The organism is Myroides sp. (genome assembly GCF_032073645.1).
Taxonomy (GTDB): Bacteria; Bacteroidota; Bacteroidia; order Flavobacteriales; family Flavobacteriaceae; genus Flavobacterium; species Flavobacterium odoratimimum.
In genome coordinates, this window is the sequence record NZ_DAMANB010000001.1 from 154546 (window position 1) to 172656 (window position 18111).

General features: G+C 33.3%; 17 protein-coding genes and 1 riboswitch. Of the genes, 8 read left to right on the forward strand and 9 right to left on the reverse strand.

Annotated features, from left to right (window positions below; genetic code table 11):
• Positions 1–216: 216 nt before the first annotated feature.
• Entirely contained in the window at positions 217–1275 is a 1059-nt protein-coding gene (locus RT228_RS00700; protein WP_058699327.1) for an acyl-CoA reductase, read from the reverse strand.
• Positions 1276–1349: 74 nt separating this feature from the next.
• On the opposite strand from RT228_RS00700, the gene RT228_RS00705 reads away from it, so the two are divergent.
• Positions 1350–1700: a 4Fe-4S dicluster domain-containing protein gene (locus RT228_RS00705; protein ID WP_006256958.1), complete on the forward strand. Its 351-nt coding sequence runs from the start codon at positions 1350–1352 to the stop codon at positions 1698–1700.
• 564 nt (positions 1701–2264) lie between these two features.
• Here RT228_RS00705 and RT228_RS00715 read toward each other — a convergent pair.
• From RT228_RS00715 to RT228_RS00740, 6 genes are all read right to left on the reverse strand, one after another.
• Positions 2265–3101 carry a hypothetical protein gene (locus RT228_RS00715; RefSeq protein WP_006256960.1) on the reverse strand — a complete coding sequence of 279 codons (837 nt, stop codon included), beginning with the start codon at positions 3099–3101 and terminating at the stop codon, positions 2265–2267.
• A 149-nt stretch (positions 3102–3250) separates the two neighbouring features.
• Positions 3251–3478, reverse strand: coding sequence for a hypothetical protein (locus tag RT228_RS00720; protein WP_058699326.1), 228 nt, complete (start codon positions 3476–3478; stop codon positions 3251–3253).
• A 187-nt stretch (positions 3479–3665) separates the two neighbouring features.
• Complete coding sequence (locus tag RT228_RS00725) at positions 3666–3920, reverse strand: hypothetical protein (RefSeq protein ID WP_006256961.1); 255 nt, start codon at positions 3918–3920, stop codon at positions 3666–3668.
• A gap of 378 nt (positions 3921–4298) precedes the next feature.
• Positions 4299–5117 carry a hypothetical protein gene (locus RT228_RS00730; RefSeq protein WP_058699325.1) on the reverse strand — a complete coding sequence of 273 codons (819 nt, stop codon included), beginning with the start codon at positions 5115–5117 and terminating at the stop codon, positions 4299–4301.
• An 812-nt stretch (positions 5118–5929) separates the two neighbouring features.
• Positions 5930–6328, reverse strand: a complete 399-nt coding sequence (locus tag RT228_RS00735) for an acyl-CoA thioesterase (RefSeq protein ID WP_058699324.1) — start codon at positions 6326–6328, stop codon at positions 5930–5932.
• Between the two features lie 199 nt (positions 6329–6527).
• Positions 6528–6721: riboswitch (cobalamin riboswitch) on the reverse strand.
• 133 nt (positions 6722–6854) lie between these two features.
• Entirely contained in the window at positions 6855–8348 is a 1494-nt protein-coding gene (locus RT228_RS00740) for a hypothetical protein (RefSeq protein ID WP_058699323.1), read from the reverse strand.
• A 146-nt stretch (positions 8349–8494) separates the two neighbouring features.
• Between RT228_RS00740 and RT228_RS00745 the strand changes: the two genes are divergently transcribed.
• From RT228_RS00745 to leuB, 4 genes are read left to right on the forward strand one after another with little or no spacing between them, the layout of a single operon-like run.
• A complete protein-coding gene (locus RT228_RS00745) occupies positions 8495–9670 on the forward strand; it encodes a 2-isopropylmalate synthase (protein ID WP_006256966.1) in 1176 nt (391 codons plus the stop codon).
• Between the two features lie 13 nt (positions 9671–9683).
• Positions 9684–11087: a 3-isopropylmalate dehydratase large subunit gene (gene leuC, locus RT228_RS00750; protein ID WP_058699322.1), complete on the forward strand. Its 1404-nt coding sequence runs from the start codon at positions 9684–9686 to the stop codon at positions 11085–11087.
• Positions 11071–11655: a 3-isopropylmalate dehydratase small subunit gene (leuD, locus tag RT228_RS00755; protein WP_058700025.1), complete on the forward strand. Its 585-nt coding sequence runs from the start codon at positions 11071–11073 to the stop codon at positions 11653–11655. Before leuC ends, leuD begins: the two co-directional genes overlap by 17 nt.
• Positions 11656–11657: 2 nt before the next feature.
• Positions 11658–12776, forward strand: coding sequence for a 3-isopropylmalate dehydrogenase (leuB, locus tag RT228_RS00760; protein WP_006266495.1), 1119 nt, complete (start codon positions 11658–11660; stop codon positions 12774–12776).
• A gap of 31 nt (positions 12777–12807) precedes the next feature.
• On the opposite strand, the gene RT228_RS00765 is transcribed toward leuB, so the two are convergent.
• Entirely contained in the window at positions 12808–13032 is a 225-nt protein-coding gene (locus RT228_RS00765) for a hypothetical protein (RefSeq protein ID WP_006256970.1), read from the reverse strand.
• Between the two features lie 281 nt (positions 13033–13313).
• On the opposite strand from RT228_RS00765, the gene RT228_RS00770 reads away from it, so the two are divergent.
• The 3 genes from RT228_RS00770 to carB all read left to right on the forward strand — a co-directional run bounded on the left by RT228_RS00770 (position 13314) and on the right by carB (position 17564).
• A complete protein-coding gene (locus tag RT228_RS00770) occupies positions 13314–14237 on the forward strand; it encodes a beta-1,6-N-acetylglucosaminyltransferase (protein ID WP_006256971.1) in 924 nt (307 codons plus the stop codon).
• A 165-nt stretch (positions 14238–14402) separates the two neighbouring features.
• Positions 14403–14564: a 50S ribosomal protein L34 gene (gene rpmH, locus RT228_RS00775; RefSeq protein ID WP_006256972.1), complete on the forward strand. Its 162-nt coding sequence runs from the start codon at positions 14403–14405 to the stop codon at positions 14562–14564.
• 147 nt (positions 14565–14711) lie between these two features.
• The gene (gene carB, locus RT228_RS00780; protein WP_006256973.1) at positions 14712–17564 is read left to right on the forward strand and encodes a carbamoyl-phosphate synthase large subunit; all 2853 of its coding nucleotides are present in this window, start codon (positions 14712–14714) and stop codon (positions 17562–17564) included.
• A gap of 36 nt (positions 17565–17600) precedes the next feature.
• On the opposite strand, the gene RT228_RS00785 is transcribed toward carB, so the two are convergent.
• On the reverse strand, positions 17601–18026 hold the full coding sequence (locus tag RT228_RS00785) for a hypothetical protein (protein ID WP_058699321.1): 426 nt from the start codon (positions 18024–18026) through the stop codon (positions 17601–17603).
• Positions 18027–18111 lie beyond the last annotated feature (85 nt).

The following is an 18111-nucleotide window of genomic DNA, read 5'->3' on the forward strand; positions in this document are numbered from 1 at the left end:
TAACTGTGACACGCAAAATATTGCGTCTCTACTAATGCTGGTGTGGTTTGTAACCCTCGCCGTATATCAGTTGGCGCGGATTTGCAATCCGTGCCATGTTCTGTAAACATTAACTGTGACACGCAAAATATTGCGTCTCTACTAATGCTGGTGTGGTTTGTAACCTGTTCCGTATATCAGTTGGCGCGGATTTATAATCCGTGCCATCTCTAATCATTACAATCCTAACAAAAATTCAATAGTATCCACATTATCAGCATAATCCCATAACTGTGGTTCTTGTGTCTGTCCAAAAGCAATACTGCCATCTACTAGATTATTAGACACGATACATTGTATCTTATCCACATCCTGAGCTAGTCTCGCTTTTACCTCATTAATATCAGTATAGTATTCATAGAATACAGACGATATAGGTGAAGCATATCCCTTATCCTCTTTCACAGTTAAGAATCCATTATCTAGAATCTTAAACTCACTCATTAAGAATACAGCTTTATTATAATCATAGTTATTAGAATATTTCTCATATTCTATAACATCTTTGTACTCAAACATACCTTGATAAAAACTATCAAATACATAACCTTCTGGTACGAATATCTTAGATACATTACGGCATCCTAAGCCGTAGTATGTAAACACATCTTTACCTAAAGCCACCATATCCTCATGACTCTCTGTACCATCTAAGACAGCAACAGAGTTTCTATTCTTGCGAATGATATTAGGAACACTATTAAAGTAATAATCAAAATAACGAGCTGTATTATTACTTCCTGTAGCTATCACTGCATCAAATCCTTCCATCTTCCCTTCAATAAAATCAAAACGACTAGCAAATCCAGGCTCTACAGCTACTAAGTAATTCGCTAAAAAAGGAAGTAATTTTTGGTCATTAGAAGACATTTTTACCTTAGCAATATTACCCGAAATCAATACACTGATAAAATCGTGAAATCCTACTAAAGGAATATTACCTGCTAAAATCAATCCTACTCGCTTATTAGGCTCAGTAGAAAAATCATATTTTGAAGTCCACTTTTCTAAATTATCTTGTGTCAACGCACTTGCCCAAGAGTTGATCGAGATCACTACTTGTTCTAATGTGAACCATCCATTGTAGTTTACTGAGCTGTGAATCAGCTCTTCAAACTTTGAAAAAAATTCATCATTATGACATACATCATTGTTTTTTACAAATTCATTTGCAGCGAATTGGCTCAAAAATTGACCTAACTTAACAAATGCATTTTTTTTAACATCTAAATTCATATTGACTTGTTTGTGAATTGTTTTGGGTGTAAATTTGCATACAAAGTTAATACATATAAAACAAAATATAAGCTATGGCAATCATTATAACAGACGAATGCATAAATTGTGGAGCTTGCGAACCTGAATGTCCTAACACAGCGATATATGAAGGAGCAGATGACTGGAGATATAAAGACGGTACAGCCTTAACAGGTAAGGTAGTTTTACCTGATGGTACTGAAGTTGATGCTGAAGCAGCTCAAGAACCTGTTTCTGATGAGTTCTACTACATCGTACCTTCTAAGTGTACAGAGTGTAAAGGATTCCACGAAGAACCTCAGTGTGCGGCAGTTTGTCCAGTAGATTGTTGTATTCCTGACGACAACCATGTCGAAAGTGAAGAAACTCTTTTACAAAGACAAGCATTCTTGCATAAGCACTAAGCAACATATAAAGCTACTCTCTATGAGTAGCTTTTTTCATTTATCACCATAGCCATAAATCGATATATTACTCTACTAGCTCAAGGATTCTTGAGCTTTTTGTTTTTGACATTTCGTTGTAATACAATCCTTATTTCCATTACAACTCTAAATTACAATTAGTTATAAAATTATTTTTTATTAACTTTATAGGTAATTAACACAAAAAACAAAATCATTATGAACAAATCTCATGCATTTTGGATCACGGCCATGATCCTTATCACGACCTCAGCCTTTGCAGATAGTCCCTCCATCAAGATATGGGGAGGTGGACTTACACTAGGTTCGCTTATCGCAGTATTCCTATCTTGGACGAGAAATAAATCTATTCTTTGGGCCATTGTCCATTTCTTTCTCGGATGGTTATATGTGATTTATTATTTCTTTAGCAACAACTCTAAATAGTATAAAAAATACGCTCTGATGACTAGTCATCAGAGCGTATTCATTTCTATCTCTTCCCTATTGAATGTTACACTCAATTAGTTTATATCGCCAATCATATTATACCAAGTTAATATCTTATCTTTTATTCACTGCTTTATTAAAAGTAATTGGAACAATCAAATTGCTATTATAGTAATTTCCATTAATATCTCTATTAAAATGATAATCTTCTAACTTTTCATTTTTTAAAGCATACATAATATCTGTCACTAATTCAGTATACATAGCATTATCTGAACTATAATTTCTAGGAAAATCTAATGCCAGATTCCACTTTTGAGCTTTATAATCAGATTCAATATTTACTAATATATAATTAGGCACAGAACCATTCTTAGTATAAATAGTATTAGTTATTTTTGCCTTCACTTTTTCAGATAAATCTATCATTTTATCCTTTGGAAACTTAAATCTAGTATATAACAAACAACCATCAGTATTAATAACTTTTCCATCTTTAGAATAGCATTTAATCACTTTTTCTTTATTTACAGTTGTAATCTCTTCTATCAATCCATCCAACAAAAATTGCTTAGTAACAAGTGTAGAACCCTTTTCTTTTTTATTAAGATAGGTTACAACCCTATCCATATAAAGAGTTTCTTCTTTAGTATTTAAATCTCTCTTATATATTTTTGATTTAAACTCATACTTATTATCAGCTAATACACTACCTGTATAGACCACTCTATTTGTCCAAGAACGAGTAGAATCAACCTCAAATCCACCGTTGAAATAGCGTGTAAAAGTTATATTCTCATTCTTTTTTAGAATACTCTTAATAATATCATTCCCCGTAAATTTCATTCGACTCTGTCTAAGGGCACTTCCGCCTGGTGTAGTCTGACTATAACCAAGTGAAGATATAACTATAGCTACAAATAATAGCGTTGATTTAAATAATACTTTCATTGAGGTTTGATTTAATATTTTACATATAAAATCAAAACTAGAAAGTCCACTCCGTATATCCTAGACATTATCTGACAAAAAAGATAAAACTTTAACTTATTATTAATATTTCATACAAAACTTACATTCTATCATTTAACACACTATAACTATCCATGGTGAGCTATAAATGTCAAAGGAATAGTATAGTTACGATTATAGAAATTACCATATAAATCTTTATTAAAGTGATACTCTTCTATTTTTAAACTATTTAGGGCATTAAGAATATTAATCACTAAACCCGAGTACAAATGATTACTCACTTTATAGTCTTCAGGAAAAGAAAATATTACAAACCATTTCTTACTTAGATAATCCGCTTCTATATTCAGCAAGATGTAAGAAGGTATTTTTCCTTTAGAACTATACAGAAGATTCTGTATTCCCTGTTTTACATCTATAGATAAAGCCTCAAACTTATGTCCTGGAAATTTAGAATAACTATATAGCAGACATCCCTTATCGTTTAACTTAGCTCCATTTTTATCATAACAGCTAATGGTCTCCTTCCCTTTATCACTCTTATACTCTTCTACTAGCCCCCCCTTTTAAGAATTGCTTTCTTATGTAGACCTGTTTCTTTCCTTTCTTATCTAATAAAGTTCTTTTGCTTTCTTCCTCTTTAACTAATTTTCTTGTTTCTATATCAAGCTTATAAGTCTTAGTCATTAGTAAATACTGATTATCCTTTAGGCTTTTCCCTGTATACTTCACTACTCTGTCCCACGTAGATACAGAATCAACAGCATTAATACTGTTAAAGTATCTAGTAAACAATGTATCTTTCTCTTGCTTATTTAACTCTTTTACAATATCATATCCACTTAAAAGCTACCTATTAATTATAAGCGCATCAGAAGCTGGTCCCCCCTGACCATATCCTAATACTGAAATTAAAAAAAGTATTAACGCCGTTATTCTATTTAATTGCATTTGTCTCATTATCATATCTATTTCTTTATTCTATAATTTAATTACATATAACTATAAAAGTATTTTTCACCTACTTTATTGTATAAATACTTTCTATTTAAGATTACTCTTGTTCTAAACGACCTATCACCTAGATAACTATTACTATTCTCTTAGATCATTCCTTCTTCAAAACATTATATTTTCAATACTCTAGAGTTCTTTAATCTCTAACTATTCTTATCATCTAAAAGATAATGGGATAAACATAGTTCTATTATAATAATTACCATTAATATCTTTATCAAAATGATATTCTTCTAGTTTCTCATTATTTAACACATGTGCTATAGCAGCTACTAAACTAGTGTGCATATCAGAGCCTAACTTATACTCTTTAGGAAAGTCTAAAGCTAGATTCCAACGTTGGCTCTCATAATCTGCTTCAATAGCCAATATGATATAACGAGGTAGTCTACCTTTACTCTTACTTACTAGATTAGTTATTGTTTTTTGTAGATTGTTTTGAAACTTTTCTGTTTTTTCAACTGGGAAAGGTGTCTGAGAGTAGCGAAGGCATCCTGTTTCATTCAACACGTTCCCTTCCTTATCTATACATTTGACAACATATTGTTTATTCTGATGAACTACCTCTTCTACTAATCCATCTAATAGATATCTCCTATTCAATATATGAACAGCATCTGATTTATTCTTATGATATACCTTCTCACTTTCGGTATTTAGCTTTAACTCACCCGAATTCTTTTCTTTAAGCCTACTCTGAGCAGACAGCTTATATTTATTATCGTCCAGTTTTTCTCCTGTATACTTTACTTCTTCTTTCCATAAACGCGTAGAGTCTACTAAGAAGCTGCTTAAATAATGTCTCGTAAAAACCGTATCTCTTCCTGATTTTAATAAATCTTGAATAACATCATTGGCACGATATACCTCAACACTATTATACTGCTTTACATTTCTTTTCTTTTTTTGACCATATACAGTCATAGTTGTAGTAGCTAATACCACTGTTAATACAATGTTTAACAATCCTTTCATGCGTGATGTTTATTGGTTTTTTACAAGTGAATCCAAAACTATAAAGTCCCTTTCCAAAATCCCAGACATTATCTGACAGATTCACTATTTCTCAAATTTATTTTAACCTTATATCCAAGGAGAATACATGGTCAATAAAAGGACAATTCTTCGACTAACGACCTCTTTTGCCCACTAAATACGGCTTATTGTCCACCAACTGTCGAAGGAATTGCAGTCAAACTACTGTTTATAAGGCTTTAAGGGGATATAAAGAAAGTATTCATTCTACACATTAAACAAACAAAACACTATAAATCAACACATTAAACAGAAATCACTCTTAAAAAAAATGTCATCCTTTTTTTCAAAAAGAACTAATTATAGGTCTTTACAGAGCTAATTATCAAAAAAAAGGAAGTATACTCTATAAAAACTCGTTATAAAAGGTCAATTTTTGAATCAAAAAGTAAAAAAATGAGTTTATTATTTTTAAGATTATACCTCTTATAAAAGGTTTATAAATGGAGTTAGATAGCTATAATGAAACCAATGTTTAGATCTCAAAGACTAGATTAAACCCAGAATAAGCGTTAGCCAAATACTACAAAGCAATTCTACTTCATATCTCTTTCATTAGCTCTAAAACCATACTATAGTATGCTTGTATCACTAATTCAGAGCTATTTTGTATAATTACTTTTCGTTTATCTGTCTATCACTGATTCTGGGTTAAAAGGAGTCAAAAAAAATGGGGATAAACACTAACCTGTCTATCCCCCTACCAAAAACTAAAAAATGTAAGATGCTTACAAAATTTACTTGTATAAAACCTAGTCTAATATAGATATCGGTTTGAAATTATCATCTAATGCTACGAGTGTTAATACTCCTGTCACTACTTGGATGCGTTCATCCTCTCTCATCTTCTCTCTGTACACATTGACACGGATGCGAATACTCGTATTACCGATAGACTCTACCTCGCCTACCATCTCTACTAATGAGCCTGCTGGTATCGGCTTGCTGAAGTCAATCTTATCACTGCTAACAATCACAAAGTTCTTTCTACAAAAACGCGTAGCAGTCATAAATGCTGTCTCTGTCATCATCATGATTACTCGTCCACCGAACATCGTGTTATGATGATTAGTAGTATCTGGAAATACTACCTTAAAGACACTAGTGATTGCCTTCGATTTGCGTTCTTCTATCTCTGCTTCTATTAACATAGTTATATTCGTTAATCCTACAGTATTCAGACAATACTATAAACTAGATAGAAATCTATCAAACTGCTATTCGAGAAAATGATTTGGAATTAAATGAAAAGATACAATGTGCTTATCCTAGATTATACAGACTATAATCTCATGGATTAAATAATAAACACATTCCAACTTGACATAAAGCTCTAAACCGCGAAAGCATAGTCTATAAACAGAATTAGGCAGGTCTCCTGACTTGTAACTATTTTTTATCATCCTTCCCATTACTTAAGTAATAACAGTGGATCACTTGGATAAAAAATTAATGAATTACTTACAGTTGCGCGACAGTTCGTGATTCTCACACGATTCCCTTTTCATATACAACTAAGTATAACCTATTTCTATGGAATAAATACTGTATTATTTTCTAATACTGTGGCGAAGATAGTAATTCTTTTGAAACATCCAACACATTTTAATCAAACAAAGCCACATAAACTAAGAAGTCTATGTGGCTTTTATCATTGCATAAGTCGATATATTTAAACTAAACTATTTTCTTTTTTGCCCAATTTAGGACATCTATATAGAGAATACTTCTCACATAAAATCTATTCGTATAGAGCTCTTCAGTTTCTTTTACAAATCGCTCTAAAACAACCTTCTGATCTTTAGCCGATGCCCCTAATAGCCCTTCGAATAGCCTCATAAAGGTGTCGTGTATCTGTGTTTTATTTTTCATCTTTTTCATCAAGGTTCTATTGGCTTTAATAAAATCTTCATAATACTGATCTTGTCCAGACTCATACTGTGCCATTAGAGATAAGATGCGCGTATGGAATAGTAAATCTTCTTGTACAGAATAGTCAGATTTGTTCAAAATGCGCGCTGTATAAGCAAGTGAATCTTCATACTTCTTGTACCCAAAATACAAAGAGGCTACTTTAAAATACAGAATATGGAAGTGATGCTCATCGATCATATTTCGATATTCATTAATACCACGCTGTAATTGCTTGACAAAAAGTAAACTGCCATTATAAGTCTGCTGTATAAACTCTATATTCAACTTATTACTAAACTGTAATAAGAATCGCTGAGAATCTATATTCATAGACTGAGGGAAACTCTCTAAAGTTAATTGTTCTTCTAACTTAGCATTCCAATAAATATACTTATCCACTGATTTAAATAACAATAAGATTTTAAATAGATAAGAATTTCCTTTTAAATACCATATAGGATGACTCTGTATCATCTTAGGATGCTCATAGAATAGCGTCACCCATAGCTTAGCGTATTTATAAGCATTGTGATAATCTTGGATTAGAAAACACAACCACACATGTGCTTTAAAGTACCACAACTTCTCTCTAAAGTTAAGCACCTTCACATCTATATCTAAGAGCTGATCACTAAATCGGGTAATTAGCTCTTGCTTATCTTCCTCGCTCTTAGCATACCCTGAGGTAAGCATCTCGTTATAGAACTTCAGTGATAGATTAGATAACTTAGTCGCATAATAGTTCTGTATAATCAGGTCATTAGACTGTGCGATAAGCTCGTCTGCACGCCCCGTAATACTACGAGTGATATACTGAGATTCGATTACCTTTTCTAGTTCTATAATCTCTAGAGCCAGGCTTTTCTCCTCTACATCTAAAGCGATTTGTTTCGCCTTGTCTAATATTTTTAGCCCTTGCTTATGTAATCCTTTTTGATACAAAATGGTTGCAAAATCTAATTGTTCACGTATCTGTATTCTTACGTTTTTCTTACTAGGATTCATACGAAGGCTAGCCAAAATAGCTTTATACAGATTTGCTTTTAAGTTGGATAATTGTTGTTTACTCGTTATTTTTTGTTTGAGAATAACTTGCTCATCATACTCCTCCATCTTATCCATCGCATTAAATAAAGAGATGAATTTAGCATCTGCATTATTCTGCAACCTATTCACATATAAAGTAAATTGACGTTTCTCTGACCTTGTCAAAGATTTTATCAATATAAATAACCAGTCTTTCCCCCAATTTGACATTGTAATAAAAAATATTTTAACAAACTAAAAAACAACAACTTAGATATTGAAATTGGTTTTTTAACATTGTAGTTTTTGTTTTTTTGATAAAGTTAACAAAAAGCTTTTATACACTTTTGTCTAAAGTTATTTAAAAACATAAAAATATGAAAACTGAAAAGATTGAGATTTTTGACACCACATTAAGAGACGGAGAACAAGTACCTGGTTGTAAACTAGATAAACAACAAAAGTTAACTATTGCTCAGCAACTCGATGAATTAGGTGTTGATGTGATTGAGGCAGGTTTTCCTATTTCTAGTCCTGGTGACTTTGAAGCTGTTCAGGCGATTAGTAAAATCGTTAAAAACGCTAAAATATGTGCACTTACTCGTGCGAATACAAAAGATATAGATTCGGCAGCTAAAGCATTAGAGTTTGCACAAAAACCAAGAATACACACAGGTATCGGTACATCTGACTCACATATAAAATACAAGTTTAACTCAACACAAGAGGCCATTATAGATCGTGCTGCAGAAGCTGTAGCTTATGCTAAGAAGTATGTACACGACGTAGAGTTCTATGCAGAAGACGCTGGTAGAACTGATAATGCTTATCTAGCGAAAGTCTGTGAAGCAGTGATCCAAGCAGGGGTGACAGTGATCAATATCCCAGATACTACTGGATACTGTCTACCTACAGATTATGGAAACAAAATCAAGTACCTAAGAGATCATGTCAAAGGAATAGAAAACGTCATCTTATCATGTCATTGTCACAATGACTTAGGAATGGCTACTGCTAATTCTATCGCTGGAATAATCAATGGAGCTAGACAGATCGAGTGTACTATCAATGGTATAGGTGAACGCGCAGGTAATACTGCTCTAGAAGAAGTAGTCATGATCTTAAAACAACATGAAAATTTAGGCTTTCATACAGATATTAATACGACGATGTTAAACCACTTAAGTCAGTTGACTTCTTCTACGATGGGAATGGTAGTACAACCGAATAAGGCTATCGTAGGTGCGAATGCCTTTGCTCATAGTTCTGGTATTCATCAAGATGGAGTGATTAAACGAAGAGACACTTATGAGATTATTGACCCTAAAGATGTAGGTGTAGACGCTTCTTCTATCATTCTAACAGCACGTAGTGGTAGATCTGCCTTAGCATATCGCTTCAAGAATATCGGATATGATGTCACTAAAACAGAACTAGATACTTTATACGAATATTTCTTAGGCGTAGCAGATACTAAAAAAGAAGTAACCGAAGTAGACTTATTTGCCATTATGAATATGTATACACAAAACCAGATTATTAAACACGCCTAAACAAACAAAGAAAATGAGTAAAACACCAAAAACATTATTTGACAAGGTATGGGATGCCCATGTCGTAGAAAGTATTGAGAACGGTCCGGATATATTATATATTGACAAACATCTAATTCATGAGGTAACAAGTCCACAAGCCTTTGATGAACTAAAGAAGAGAGAGATTCCTGTCTTTAGACCTCAACAAATCATCGCTACAGTGGATCACAATGTACCTACTCTAAATCAAGAATTACCAATAAAAGATCCTTTATCAAAACAGCAAGTAGAACAATTAGCAATTAACTGTAAGGAAAACAACATTACTTACTATGATTTAGGACACCCATACCAAGGAATAGTGCATATTATCGCACCCGAACTTGGTATTACTCAGCCAGGTATGAGTATGGTCTGTGGAGACAGTCATACTTCTACTCATGGCGCATTCGGAACTATAGCATTTGGTATCGGGACGAGCCAAGTAGCGCAAGTATTCGCTAGTCAATGTATCTTAATGAATAAACCAAAGACTATGCGTATCACTGTAAGTGGTAAGCTTAATGCTCATGTACAACCAAAAGATGTGATCTTATATATCATCTCTCAGGTAGGAACAGATGCGGGTACGGGATACTTCTGTGAATATGCTGGTAACGTATTTGAAGAGATGAGTATGGAAGGGAGAATGACGGTCTGCAATATGAGTATAGAGATGGGAGCTCGTGGAGGAATGATAGCTCCTGACAAAACTACTTTTGACTATGTAAAAGACAAAACCTTTGCTCCTCAAGGAGAAGAGTGGAATCAAAAAGTGGCTTACTGGTCAACGTTACCAACAGATAAAGATGCGCAATTTGACTGTGAATATCACTTCAATGCTGAGGATATCAAGCCGATGATTACTTATGGTACTAACCCAAGTATGGGAATAGACATAGATACGTTCATTCCATTCAATAAAAATGAATCAGAAGAGAAAGCTCTTAATTATATGGGATTATTACCTGGTCAGGCTATTGATACGATACCGATTAAACACGTATTTATAGGTAGTTGTACGAATGCGAGAATAGAAGACTTTAGAGTAGCTGCTTCTTATATTAAAGGAAAGCAAATCTCTAAAGACATCAATGCTCTAATAGTACCTGGTTCACAAAAAGTAGTCGCTCAGATTAAAGAAGAAGGACTAGATATAGTGTTCCAAGAAGCTGGTTTTATAATTAGACAACCAGGCTGTTCTGCTTGTCTAGCGATGAATGAAGACAAGATACCATCAGGCGAATTCTGTGTTTCTACTTCAAATAGAAACTTCGAAGGAAGACAAGGACAAGGAGCTCGTACCTTATTAGCAAGCCCATTAACAGCAGCTATCGTAGCTGTAGAAGGAAAGATTACTTACTCTAAAATGAATGAATATGCAAGCCTTAACTAAGATAACATCTACTGCTACTCCATTAGCTATAGAGAATATAGATACAGATCAGATCATACCTGCTCGCTTCTTAAAAAGTATAAACAGAGAAGGCTTCGGTGATAATCTATTTAGAGACTGGAGATATAACAATGATGGTAGTGAGAAAAAAGACTTCTCTCTAAACAACCCTAAATACACTGGTGAGATATTAATCGCTGGTAATAATTTTGGGTGTGGAAGTAGTAGAGAACACGCAGCATGGGCTTTATCTGATTATGGTTTTAAAGTGATTGTGAGTAGTTACTTTGCAGATATCTTTAAAACGAATGCTTTAAACAATGGTGTACTTCCTATTATGGTAAGTAAGGAGTATCTCTCTTACTTATTTAATGAAGTACAAAATAACCCTAATGTAGAGATAGATGTGGATGTGGAACAACAGTCTATTACAGTCAATAATCAAAAAGAGCACTATGAACTAGATCCGTATAAAAAGATCTGTTTGCTAAATGGATATGACGACATAGACTTCTTAATTGCTAAAAAGGATGCAATAAAATCCTTTGAACAAACTAAATCGTACTAGACATGATGAACAAATACAATATAGCGGTATTATCGGGAGACGGTATAGGCCCTGAGGTAATCCACGAGACAATAAAAGTATTAAACGCAGCGGCACAGACCTATGTGTTCCAATTACAATATCACGAAGCATTAATCGGAGCTATTGCTATAGACGAAACAAACAATCCTTTGCCACAGGAAACATTAGCTAAATGCAAGGCTTCGGATGCTGTGCTTTTTGGCGCGATTGGGGATCCTAAATACGATAATGATCCGTCTGCGAAGATACGCCCTGAGCAAGGGTTACTTGCTCTTAGAAAAGAATTAGGCCTTTATGCTAATGTACGTCCTGTAAAAGCGTATCAAAAGCTGATCAATAAAAGCCCTTTAAAAGAAAGCATCATTCAGGGAACTGATATGGTAATTTATAGAGAATTAATTAGCGGTATCTACTTCGGAGACAAAAGCACTTCTGCTGACGGCAAGTCAGCAGTAGATATCTGCTCGTATCATCAAGAAGAAATAGAAAGTATCGCTCGTCTAGCTTTTAAAACTGCTAAACAACGTAATAATAAAGTGACACTTATAGATAAAGCAAACGTATTAGAAACTTCTAGGCTGTGGAGAAAAGTAGTGAAGACCATTGCTATGGAGTTCCCAGAAGTTGAACTAGACTTTATGTTTGTAGATAACGCGGCTATGCAATTAATCTTAAACCCAAAACAGTTTGACGTTATTCTAACAGAAAATATGTTTGGAGACATTATTTCTGATGAAGCTAGTGTTATCGGTGGCTCTATTGGATTATTGCCTTCTGCATCTATCGGAGAAGAAAGCGCTTTATTCGAGCCTATTCACGGTTCTTATCCACAGGCAAAAGGACTAGGAATCGCTAATCCTATTGCTTCCATATTAAGTGGAGCTATGATGCTAGAACATTTAGGCGAACACGAAGCTGCTGAAGCTATAGAGGATGCAGTACTACACTGTATCAATGCAGGAGTATTAACTACTGACTTAGACAAGACTTCTAAATTTATTACATCTGATATCGGTGACTATATCTGTAACCATATTCGATACAGAACAGGATATCGATATCAAGATAATATCCCGTATCACAAATCAACGATTATATAAACAGAAAAGAGCTCCTTAATGGAGCTCTTTATTATTTTGTTCTGCTCATTTGATGAGCTTGTATATCTTCGTATATCTTTACCGTCTGCATAGTGGTAAAAGCTTTCATCTTATTCAGCATATACTGTCCATGTTCTCCCATTTCTGGTTGTACTTTCGGCTTTCGCTTATCACTTCCTACCCAAGTATAATAATATGTTTTATCATTCTCAATCGCCACTATCCCCCACAGAGTCAACCATATAACTATAGTCATTTAGACCGAATCTATAAGACTTAGTATTACAAAACAGATTATCTCCTGTATATTTATAATTCGCATCAGATAAAATATAATTATTATATTATCATAAAAGATATTTTATTTCAAAACTATACTATATTTGTTTTAGTTTAAAAAAGTATAATTAAGTAAAATCTTTTGTCTTCATTATTATTTCTAATCAAAAACGAAAGATAAGTTAACTCTTTTCAATAACAGCTTCATATTGATTTCATTTACTTCAATATGAAGTTATAATTTTTTATTGTTTCAATATGAAAATATATTATTTAGTACAAGCTCATACAAATCCATCACAGTTAAAACGTATGATAAGTCAATTGACAGATGATCAAGTTTTTTTTCTAATTCACATTGATTCTAAAACTTCTATCGATATATTTAAAGAAATTAGTTATAAAAAAAACATACATTTCATAGAGAACAGAGTTAACTGTATTTGGGGAGATTTTTCACAAGTTCAAGCAACACTTAATCTAATACAAAATTTAAAACTATTTCCTGTACAACCAGAAGATAGAATAGTCTTAATTAGTGGACAAGATTACCCCCTAAAAAACGCGAAAGAGATAACAAAATTTTACTCTGAGAATATATCAAAAGATTTCATTGAATTTTTTGTAGCTAAAGAAAAACATTACCGCCCTTACTTAAACTTCAAAGGTTACAAAGTTAACAGAAGTGATAAAAGAGGTGATTATGTAATTTTTAAAAAACATAACTTTACAGGTATATACAAATCACTACTTAAAAGGTGCTTTAAATTTAAATACTTAAAGTATTTTTTTACAGAAAAAAAACTCAATCCATCTATAACGTTTTACAAAGGCTCTCAATGGTGGTCATTGAGATATGATACATTGCAAAAAATAGTAGATTTATACAATTCTAATTATGATGAATTTTATAATTTCTTTAAAGTATCGTTTTGTTCTGATGAATATTTTTTTCAAACTCTATTAGTACAAGTTATGAAAGATGATATCGATATTAAAGTCGAATCTTTACTAACATATATAGATTGGGATAGAACGAATGTTCCTCTACCAGTTACTTTTACAATCGAAGATAAGGAGTTTTTAAAAACAGCTTCAGACAATTTTCTTTATGCAAGAAAATTCGATACTACAAAAGATAAAGAAATATTAGATTGGATAGATTTGAAGTTGTTAAAGTAGAAAACAATCACTTAAAAAATCTAATCATGAAAAGAATGAAAATATTTTTCAAAAACGTTTTGTAAGAGTAAAAAGACTTTTATATATTTGCACTCGGTTTTTAAGCAACAGCTAATTCAAATAAACCAGTTAGATTAGTAAAATTAAGATTTAAAGATAAAAGCAATGAGCAAAAGAACGTTTCAACCATCGAATAGAAAAAGAAGAAACAAACATGGTTTCATGGATAGAATGTCTACTCCTAACGGTAGAAAAGTATTAGCTGCTAGAAGAGCTAAAGGAAGACATAAATTGACTGTTTCTTGTGAAACAAGACATAAAAAATAATGTTTGATTCAAACATAAATAAAGGTGTTACTATTATTCGTAACGCCTTTTTTTATACTTTGTCGTAAAACATACCATCTATCACACACAACAACACTAAACTTACTTCACTCACAACGAAGTATTTAACATAACAACACAATTAAAATGCCCAAAGACAATTCTATCAAAACTGTATTAATCATTGGTTCTGGACCAATCATTATCGGACAGGCTTGTGAATTCGATTACTCAGGTTCACAATCAGCAAGATCTTTAAGAGAAGAAGGAATTAAAGTTATTTTGATTAACTCTAATCCTGCGACAATTATGACTGACCCATCTATGGCAGATCATATTTACTTAAAACCACTGACAGCAAGATCTATTATTGAGATTCTTGTAGCTCATCCTGAGATTGATGCTGTATTACCTACTATGGGTGGTCAGACAGCACTAAACTTATGTTTAGAATGCGATGAGAAAGGTATATGGGCAGACTTCGGAGTTCGCCTAATCGGTGTTGATATCAACGCTATTAACATCACTGAAGATCGTGAGCAGTTCAAACAACTTCTAGAAAAAATAGATGTTCCTGCAGCTCCTGCAAGTACAGCTACCTCATTCTTAGAAGGAAAAGAGATCGCTCAAAAATTTGGTTTCCCATTAGTTATTCGTCCTTCATTTACCTTAGGAGGTACTGGAGCAGCTTTCGTTCACAAAGAAGAAGACTTCGACGATTTATTAACTTATGGATTAGAAGCTTCTCCTATCCACGAAGTTTTAATTGACAAAGCTTTATTGGGATGGAAAGAATACGAATTAGAATTATTACGCGACAAAAATGATAACGTAGTAATCATCTGTACTATCGAGAATATGGACCCTATGGGTATCCACACAGGAGATAGTATCACAGTAGCTCCTGCTATGACATTATCAGATAGAACATTCCAGAGAATGCGTGATCTATCGATCAAGATGATGCGTAGTATCGGTAACTTCGCTGGAGGATGTAACGTACAGTTCGCTGTATCACCAGACGAAAAAGAAGATATCGTAGCTATTGAGATCAACCCTCGTGTATCTCGTTCTTCTGCATTAGCTTCTAAAGCGACTGGTTACCCTATCGCTAAGATTGCAACTAAACTTGCATTAGGATATACACTTGATGAATTACAAAACCAAATTACTAAATCTACATCTGCTTTATTCGAGCCGACTTTAGACTATGTAATCGTTAAAATACCTCGTTGGAACTTTGACAAATTTGAAGGCGCTGATAGAACATTAGGTCTTCAAATGAAATCTGTAGGTGAGGTTATGGGTATCGGACGTTCATTCCAAGAAGCTTTACACAAAGCAACTCAATCATTAGAGATTAAACGTAATGGTCTAGGAGCTGACGGTAAAGGATACACTAATTATGATCAAATTATCGATAAACTTACTCACGCAAGTTGGGATAGAGTTTTCGTAATCTATGATGCAATCCAACACGGTATTCCATTAAGTAGAATACACGAAATCACTAAAATCGACATGTGGTTCTTAAAACAATACGAAGAACTATATATGTTAGAAAAAGAGATTTCTAAATATACACTTGAAACTCTACCTAAAGATTTATTACTAGAAGCAAAACAAAAAGGTTTTGCCGATAGACAAATCGCTCATATGCTAAATACACTTGAGAGTAAAGTACACGACTTACGTGATACAATGAACATTCAACGTGTGTTTAAATTAGTAGATACTTGTGCTGCAGAATTCCCTGCTAAGACTCCTTACTACTACTCTACGTTCGAGGCTGAAATCGAAAGACCTGACGGTACACGTTATGTCTCTAACGAAAGTATCGTAACAGATAAGAAAAAGGTAGTGGTACTAGGTTCAGGACCTAACCGTATCGGTCAAGGTATTGAATTCGATTACTCTTGTGTACATGGAGTATTAGCTGCTGAAGAGTGTGGTTATGAGACGATTATGATTAACTGTAATCCAGAGACAGTATCTACTGACTTTGATACAGCGAACAAATTATACTTCGAACCAGTATTCTGGGAACATATTTATGACATCATCCAACACGAAAAACCAGAAGGAGTAATCGTACAGTTAGGTGGTCAAACAGCGCTGAAACTAGCTGAAAAACTAGAGAAGAATGGTATTAAGATCTTAGGAACTAGCTTTGACGCATTAGACTTAGCAGAAGACAGAGGGCGTTTCTCTGAATTATTAGAGCAATTAGACATCCCATTCCCTCAATTCGGTGTTGCTAAAACAGCTGAACAAGCTAATAAATTAGCAGATCAATTAGACTTCCCTCTATTAGTAAGACCTTCTTATGTATTAGGAGGACAAGGAATGAAGATCGTTATCAACAAAAAAGAATTAGAGGAACACGTAATCGAATTACTGAACTCTATTCCTGGTAACTCATTATTACTTGACCACTATCTAGCAGGAGCTATTGAAGCTGAAGCAGATGCTATCTGTGACGGTGAGAATGTACACATCATCGGTATTATGGAGCATATAGAACCATGTGGAGTTCACTCTGGTGATAGCCACGCTATGTTACCTCCATTTAACTTAGGTGAATATGTGTTAAACCAAATTAAAGACCACACAAGAAAAATTGCTGTAGCTTTAAAAACAGTTGGTTTAATCAACATTCAGTTTGCTATCAAAGATGATATTGTATATATCATCGAAGCTAACCCTAGAGCATCTAGAACAGTTCCATTCATCGCTAAAGCGTATGGAGAACCTTATGTAAACTACGCTACTAAGGTAATGCTAGGACACAACAAGGTAACTGATTTTGACTTTAATCCACAATTAAACGGATACGCAATCAAAACTCCAGTATTCTCTTTCAACAAGTTCAAAAATGTAAATAAAGCATTAGGACCTGAAATGAAATCTACAGGAGAAAGTATCTTGTTTATCGAAAACTTAAGAGACGATCAATTCTATGAAATCTATTCTCGTAGAAAAATGTACTTAAGTAGATAATACTAAAAAAGCCCACTTTTATCAAGTGGGCTTTTTTTATTTATTTCTAGAGTATCCTTCTCTTTTATCTACTCTACTATTATAATATTTATAATAAATACCTCCTGCACATACCTCATACTCTCCAAATTCTATAGAGTCATAAGCTGAAATTATAAAAATAGAGCTAAGTAATACATTTCGATCTTTCATTACAAACTTCTTAAGACTTGTCATAGCTTCAGGGCTCATAAAAACATTCCCATCTGCTATAGACTGTGTTTCATCCACTTGTGTAAAATTACAAGCAATATATCCATCCGTCTGAGTTAGTTTTTCTTTTAAATCTCTTTTCTTTTTGCTTTTCGATTCTTGCTTAATATCACTCTGTATAAGTGTATCATTAACATGAATAGAAACAAAAGAATTAGCAAATAAACTTGAGGTCATAAATAATAACCATACACATAAAAAGTTTCTCATAATAAATATCTTTAAAATTATAGCCTGATATTAAAGATATAACATTTAACAATACAAAAACCTAAATTACAAACACTAATATCCA

Bases quoted from the DNA above. Each gene is read 5' to 3' on its own strand.
- RT228_RS00770 (WP_006256971.1), top strand. From the start codon at position 13,314: ATGAAAATATATTATTTAGTACAAGCTCATACAAATCCATCACAGTTA.
- RT228_RS00730 (WP_058699325.1), bottom strand. From the start codon at position 5,117: ATGAAAGGATTGTTAAACATTGTATTAACAGTGGTATTAGCTACTACA.
- leuD (WP_058700025.1), top strand. From the start codon at position 11,071: ATGCAAGCCTTAACTAAGATAACATCTACTGCTACTCCATTAGCTATA.
- RT228_RS00740 (WP_058699323.1), bottom strand. From the start codon at position 8,348: ATGTCAAATTGGGGGAAAGACTGGTTATTTATATTGATAAAATCTTTG.
- RT228_RS00705 (WP_006256958.1), top strand. From the start codon at position 1,350: ATGGCAATCATTATAACAGACGAATGCATAAATTGTGGAGCTTGCGAA.
- RT228_RS00745 (WP_006256966.1), top strand. From the start codon at position 8,495: ATGAAAACTGAAAAGATTGAGATTTTTGACACCACATTAAGAGACGGA.
- RT228_RS00735 (WP_058699324.1), bottom strand. From the start codon at position 6,328: ATGTTAATAGAAGCAGAGATAGAAGAACGCAAATCGAAGGCAATCACT.
- leuC (WP_058699322.1), top strand. From the start codon at position 9,684: ATGAGTAAAACACCAAAAACATTATTTGACAAGGTATGGGATGCCCAT.
- RT228_RS00785 (WP_058699321.1), bottom strand. From the start codon at position 18,026: ATGAGAAACTTTTTATGTGTATGGTTATTATTTATGACCTCAAGTTTA.
- leuB (WP_006266495.1), top strand. From the start codon at position 11,658: ATGATGAACAAATACAATATAGCGGTATTATCGGGAGACGGTATAGGC.
- RT228_RS00715 (WP_006256960.1), bottom strand. From the start codon at position 3,101: ATGAAAGTATTATTTAAATCAACGCTATTATTTGTAGCTATAGTTATA.
- RT228_RS00765 (WP_006256970.1), bottom strand. From the start codon at position 13,032: ATGACTATAGTTATATGGTTGACTCTGTGGGGGATAGTGGCGATTGAG.
- rpmH (WP_006256972.1), top strand. From the start codon at position 14,403: ATGAGCAAAAGAACGTTTCAACCATCGAATAGAAAAAGAAGAAACAAA.
- carB (WP_006256973.1), top strand. From the start codon at position 14,712: ATGCCCAAAGACAATTCTATCAAAACTGTATTAATCATTGGTTCTGGA.
- RT228_RS00700 (WP_058699327.1), bottom strand. From the start codon at position 1,275: ATGAATTTAGATGTTAAAAAAAATGCATTTGTTAAGTTAGGTCAATTT.